6 protein-coding genes and 1 tRNA gene are annotated in these 5,597 nt (G+C 72.5%); 1 reads left to right on the top strand and 6 read right to left on the bottom strand.

Annotated elements, in window-relative coordinates:
* Window positions 1-457 precede the first annotated feature (457 nt).
* Window positions 458-646, top strand: a complete 189-nt coding sequence (locus tag C1I99_RS34315; RefSeq protein ID WP_158554116.1) for a hypothetical protein — start codon at window positions 458-460, stop codon at window positions 644-646.
* 12 nt (window positions 647-658) lie between these two features.
* Here the strand turns inward: C1I99_RS34315 and C1I99_RS28785 are convergent, their stop codons facing one another.
* The 6 genes from C1I99_RS28785 to C1I99_RS28760 all read right to left on the bottom strand — a co-directional run bounded on the left by C1I99_RS28785 (window position 659) and on the right by C1I99_RS28760 (window position 5,476).
* A complete protein-coding gene (locus C1I99_RS28785; protein WP_111137342.1) occupies window positions 659-1,135 on the bottom strand; it encodes a DUF4279 domain-containing protein in 477 nt (158 codons plus the stop codon).
* A gap of 117 nt (window positions 1,136-1,252) precedes the next feature.
* Window positions 1,253-1,326: transfer RNA gene (locus C1I99_RS28780), tRNA-Ala, on the bottom strand.
* Between the two features lie 266 nt (window positions 1,327-1,592).
* Window positions 1,593-2,387, bottom strand: a complete 795-nt coding sequence (sepX, locus tag C1I99_RS28775) for a divisome protein SepX/GlpR (protein WP_199562428.1) — start codon at window positions 2,385-2,387, stop codon at window positions 1,593-1,595.
* A gap of 178 nt (window positions 2,388-2,565) precedes the next feature.
* Window positions 2,566-3,171 (bottom strand): GNAT family N-acetyltransferase, encoded by a 606-nt coding sequence (locus tag C1I99_RS28770; protein ID WP_438941459.1) that lies wholly within the window; start codon window positions 3,169-3,171, stop codon window positions 2,566-2,568.
* 38 nt (window positions 3,172-3,209) lie between these two features.
* Window positions 3,210-4,523 carry a molybdopterin molybdotransferase MoeA gene (locus C1I99_RS28765; protein WP_111137340.1) on the bottom strand — a complete coding sequence of 438 codons (1,314 nt, stop codon included), beginning with the start codon at window positions 4,521-4,523 and terminating at the stop codon, window positions 3,210-3,212.
* Entirely contained in the window at window positions 4,520-5,476 is a 957-nt protein-coding gene (locus tag C1I99_RS28760; RefSeq protein ID WP_111137339.1) for a UTP--glucose-1-phosphate uridylyltransferase, read from the bottom strand. The genes C1I99_RS28765 and C1I99_RS28760 overlap by 4 nt, the downstream gene beginning before the upstream one ends.
* Between the last annotated feature and the right edge of the window lie 121 nt (window positions 5,477-5,597).

Below are 5,597 nucleotides of genomic sequence, written 5' to 3'. Positions count from 1 at the left end.
CATGGCGAGGCTCCCGGTCGGGGCTTCGAGTCTTGGTCGACAGCTGTCCTACCTGGAGCCTCGCACCCATCGATCACCAGGCCTGCCGCACCCGTCCCGAGCTGCAAGATCAGCTTGGAAAAGGCTCATTCCTGAACGACTTCAGTTTGAGTCGCCCCGTAAGTTTCCGTCCGATAGTCGAGCATCACCCGTCTGCCTACCCTCGCCGGCTACCTCGACTCGTGGCTCCGCGTGGTCGAGCCAAACCTGGCCCCCGCCACGGCGGCCAACTAGGACATGTTCGTCCGCCATCTGCGCCACTGCCCTGTGCACCCGCCGGGAAGATCAGAAGCAGCACCCGGAGCACGCCGGCCGGGCCTGGCAGGACAACGGCCTGGTCTCCACCACCCGCCTAGGCACGCCGGTCGAGCCGAAGAACTTTCATCGGGAGTTCAAGACCCGCTGCCGCGAGGCGGGCGTGCGGGAGATCTCCGTGCACACCGGACGCACCTGCGCCTCCCTGCTGGTGGCCCTCGACGTCTGCCCTCGGGTGACCATGCAGATCCTGCGGCACAGCCAGATCGCCGTGACCATGAACATCTACAGCGAGGTCGCCGCCGAGGCGACTGAAAAGGCGCTCAAGCGCCTCGGCGAGCAGTTCCTCTAGCCGGAGCCGGGCTCATCCGTAGGCGTACTCGTCCACGTCAAGCTCTGCTCGCGTCAGTCGGAGGAACTCCAACACCCGGGCATCGACATGCCAGCCCAGCAACTGGTGCTGACCAGCCACCTTCTCCAATCCTTCAACCGGGCCGGTCAGATCCTCTTCCTCGCCATCCGGATGTTCGAAGACACGGACGACTTGCAGCACACTCGCGCCCGGCCCTCCATCGATGTTGTCCAGCTCGGCGGCTAGTTCACCGATGCGCTCCGCGTGACCGAAGAGCCGATCCACGATCCGGTTGATAGGTTCGTCGACCATCAACCCAGGCTCGCGACACGTGATCTTCCACCGGTGGCTGGCGGGCCTCGCAGGGCTGGCCAGACGGCTGCCACGAACGACAATCTCGTCCGGTTCGATACCGAGCCTCGCGGTAATCTCGGCGGCCGAAACCCGGTCCGAACTCAGCGCGAAGTACGCGTACTGAGAGATGATCACCGAAGGACCCTACCCACGCAGGTACCGACGGCGCTGCCGGTTTCTTGCTGTACTTCACTGCTGTTACAGGGTCGAAAAAGGCCGTCTCCCACGATGGGAAACGGCCTTTGAGCTGGGTGGAGCTGAGGGGATTTGAACCCCTGACCCCCTCGATGCGAACGAGGTGCGCTACCGGTCTGCGCCACAGCCCCTCCGCCGGCGTACCGGCGATGGTCCCACCCGGCTGACACCGGGCGGGCCGGCGACAAGGCTAACAGGTCTGTGGCCTCCACCGCGAATCGCCCCCGGCGAGCCGCCACTTGATCGACTCGGGTTCCCGCATGTCGGGGTGTCCGCGGCGGGAGGGCGCCCCGACAAGCCGGAAGTCGCGCCTTCGTCCGCGACGGGAGGACACCCCGGCATGCGGAAGTGGCATCTTCCAGGCCCCGCCCGGACACCCATGAAACGGGCAAACCGGTCAGGCGGAGTGGGGGCCGCGGCCGGACTGGTAGGGGCGGCCGCGGAGGCCACCCGCCCGCCGGTAGGAGACCGAGCCGCCGCTGGCCGCCGCGGGCAGGTCAGCGGGGCGGTCCAGGCCCATGGCGGCCCGGCGTACGACCTCGCGCTGCGCCGCCAGCCGGCGCTGCGCCTCCCGGCGGGCCGCTGCCCGGCGGGCCTGCTCCCGGCGCACCTCGGCCTGCCGGGCGACCAGCCAGGCCGCCTCCCGGGCCCGCGCCCGCCGGCGCCGGCGCGCCTCTAGGGCCCGCGCCCGCAGGTGTACGACGTACGCGACCAGCAGGGTGCCGGTGACCGAGACGCCGATCCAGAACCCGGGGCCGACCACCAGCACGCCGATCAGCTCGACGCCGTTGAGCAGCAGCAGCGCGGCGAGCACCCGGCGGCGCCGGTAGATGGCCGGGGTGTGCTGCCGGCGGCGCGGTGGCCGGCGGCGGGCCCGGTTCGGGGCGGGCGGAACGGCGCGCAGCCGGCCCGACCGGCGGGCCGTGGCGGGCGGTGCGGAGACCGGCGTGCTCAGACCCCCCGTGGCCGGATCTTCACTGAGGGTGACGACGAGGTTGCGCGGTGGGCGCACCGGCCGCCGCCCCGGCACAGTGCGGCGCCGCCGGCGGCGCTGGAGCACCCGCGCCGTCGACTGCGCCCGCTCCGCCACCAGCCGCTCGGTGGCGTCGTACCGGCGGACCAACGCCGGCGCGAGGGCGAGCAGGCCGGCGGCGGCGAGGACGGCGAGGAGCACCGAGGTCGGCACCCTCACCCCTCCCGTCACCGAATTCGGAGCAACCGCGACCCGGCCGCAGGATCTTCCACCGATCGGTGTCGGGTGCGTGGATCGTACGGTCAGACCGGCGCTTGCCGCAGCTTGCAGTCACTTGAGGTTACGGGCCGCCGACCCGGATGCCGACGCGCCGCGCCGATCCCGTCCGTGGGACGGCTCACCCGGCGGCGCGGATCCGGTGCCAGCGGGCCAGCAGGCCGCCCTCGGCGGCGAGCTCCTCGCTGGTCATCGCGTATCCGATGTGGTCGCGCCAGGCACCGTCGATGTGCATGTAGCGCACGTGGTACGCCTCCTCGCGGAAGCCCAGCTTCTCCACCACCCGCCGCGACGGCTGGTTCTCCGGGCGGATGTTCACCTCCACCCGGTGCAGCCCGCCGGGGCCGAAGGCGTGGTCGACGGCGAGCGCCATCGCGGTCGGGATGATGCCGCGCCCGGCCACCCGGGAGTCCACCCAGTAGCCGATGTACCCGGAGCAGAAGGCCCGCCGCACGATGCTGCCCACGTTGAGGTGCCCCACCAGCCGCTCCCGCCCGCCCTCGTGCAGGCAGACGGCGAACGGCATCCCCTCGCCGGTGCGGGCCGAGCGCCGCTGGTCGCGGTACACCCAGCGGAACGCGGCCGGCGAGTTCACCTCGTCCCAGTCGCCCGGCAGCGCCGACTCCCAGGGTGCCAGCCACGTCTGGTTGGCCCGCCGCACCTCCGACCAGGCGGTCGCGTCCGAGCGCCGGTACGGCCGCAGCACCACGGGACCGTCCACCAGCACCACCGGCCAGCCCGGCGCGGGTGCGCTCCCGAACAGGCTCACCGGCGCCGATCCAGTAGCAGCACGTCCACGGTGGACCCGGCCGCGGCGGTGGTGACCCGCTCGCCCAGCACCAGCAGCCCGTTCGCCTCGGCCAGCCCGGAGAGGGTGTACGGGCCGCCGTTGAGCGGCTGTACGGTGTAGCCCCCGCCGCGCCGCTCGGCGACGTGCGCGGGACGGAACTCGCGCAGCCCGGCCGGGGACGACACCGTCTCCAGCAGGTGCGCGCGGACGCTGGGCCGGAACACCGGCTCCGCCCCGGCCAGCAGGTTGATCGCCGGACGGGCCAGCACCTCGAAGCCGATCAGCGCCGCACCGGGGTCGCCGGGCAGGCAGACCACCGGCACCTCCTCGGCGCCGACCGTGCCGAAGCCGAGCGAGGTGCCGGGATAGAGCGCGACCTCGGTGAAGGTGACCGGCCCGGCGCGGGTGCCCTCCCGCCGGGACAGGATCCGGCGGACCATGTCGCCCGGCCCGGTGCCGGTACCACCGGTGGTGATGATCAGGTCGGCGCGCAGGGTCTGGTCCTCCAGCAGCCCGCGCAGCCCTTCCGGGTCGTCGTCGCAGATGCCCACGCGGTACGCCAGCGCGCCCGCCTCGGCCGCCGCGGCCGTCAGCGCGTGCGAGTTGGCGTCCACCACCTGGCCCGGCTGGCTGCCCCGGCCGACGTCGACCAGTTCGTCGCCGGTGGCCACGATGACCACCCGCGGGCTGGGTCGCACCACCACGTGCCCGATGCCGGTGGCGGCGAAGACCGCGACCAGCGCCGGGGAGACGTACATGCCGGCGCGGGCGAGCAGGGTGCCGGCGGGCAGTTCCTCGCCGGCCCGGCGCACCCCGTACCCTCGCTTGGGGACGCGGTGGATCTCCACCGCGGCCATGCCCTGGTCGGTCCACTCCACCGGGACCACCACGTCCGCGGCGACCGGCAGCGGCGCCCCGGCGGCCACCGAGAAGCACGAGCCGGGGGTGAGCCGCACCGGTCGCCAGCTCGCCGCGCCGAGGTCGCCGACCACGTTGAGCCGTACGATCCGAGCACCCGGCGGGCCCGCCTGCGCCGGGACGTAGCCGACGCCCCGGCCGCCGGCGGAGATGTCCTCCCAGCGGGCGGCGTACCCGTCCACCGCCGCCTGGTCGAAGGCCGGGAAGGAGTGCGGCGCAACGACGTCCTCGGCGAGGACGTTGCCGTGCGCCTGGGTGAGGTCGAGGTCGAGCGGAGGCAGCGCGCGTAACCTGCGCAGCACACTGCCCAGGTAGTCGGCGAGCGGCGTCAACTCGTTCGCGGCCGCCTCGGCGTCGGCCGTCGCGGTCATGTACCAGTCACGCCCGACGCGTCCGAGCTGACGAACTCCACCAGCCACTTGCGGAACTCGCCGCCGAGGTCGTCGCGTTCGGCGGCGATCTGCACCACGGTCTGCAGGTAGCCCAGGGGCATGCCGGTGTCGTAGCGGGTGCCCCGGTAGACGATCGCGTGCACCGGCGTGCCCTCGACGCGCAGGATCTCCATCGCGTCGGTCAGCTGGATCTCCCCGCCGCTGCCCGGCGCCGTCCGCCGGATCGCGTCGAAGATCTTTCCCGGCAGCACGTAGCGGCCGAGCACCGCGAGGTTGCTGGGCGCGTCCTCCGGCTTCGGCTTCTCCACCATGCCGGTGACCTTGACGACCTCGGCGATGTCGGCCAGTTCCGGCTCTGCCGGCTCCACCGAGGCGATGCCGTAGCGCGTGGTGTCAGCCGGATCGACCTCGAAGAAGGCCAGCACCACGCCGCCGGTGCGGGCCTGCAGCTCCAGCATGGCCGGCAGCAGCGGCTCGGAGGGCTTGACGAACTCGTCACCGAGCAGCACCGCGAAGGGCTGGTCGCCGACGTGCGACTCGGCGTACCCGACGGCGTGGCCGAGGCCGAGCTGCTCGGGCTGGCGGCAGGTGTAGATCTCGGCCAGCTCGCTGGGGCGGCGTACCGCGGCCAGCACGTCGGGCTTCTTCTCGAGCCGGGCCTCCAGGTCGGGGCGGCGGTCGAAGTGGTCCACCATCGACGTCTTGCCCCGGCCGGTGATCAGCAGCACGTCGTTGATGCCGGCCTGGGTGGCCTCCTCGACGATGTACTGCAGCACCGGCCGGTCGACCACCGGGAGCAGCTCCTTCGGCACCGCCTTGGTGGCGGGCAGGAACCGGGTGGCCAGTCCGGCGGCCGGGATGACGGCCTTGACCGCGCGGGGACGACCGGCTGCGGCGGTCGTCGCTGAGAGGTTCGCTGAGTGCTCCGACATGTCGCGAGACTATCGGCCACGGCTCTGTCGTGGCGGGTGAGGACCGGAAGACGCGCCGCCGCCCGACCCTGGTCGTGCGGAGCCGGGGGCTGCCCCTTTTATACAACTCCCCGCCCCCCCG

The organism is Micromonospora deserti, assembly GCF_003236335.1.
GTDB lineage: Bacteria > Actinomycetota > Actinomycetes > Mycobacteriales > Micromonosporaceae > Micromonospora > Micromonospora deserti.
This window is presented reverse-complemented; position numbering and strand designations above follow the sequence as displayed.

Bases quoted from the DNA above. Each gene is read 5' to 3' on its own strand.
- C1I99_RS28765 (WP_111137340.1), bottom strand. From the start codon at position 4,523: ATGACCGCGACGGCCGACGCCGAGGCGGCCGCGAACGAGTTGACGCCG.
- C1I99_RS28760 (WP_111137339.1), bottom strand. From the start codon at position 5,476: ATGTCGGAGCACTCAGCGAACCTCTCAGCGACGACCGCCGCAGCCGGT.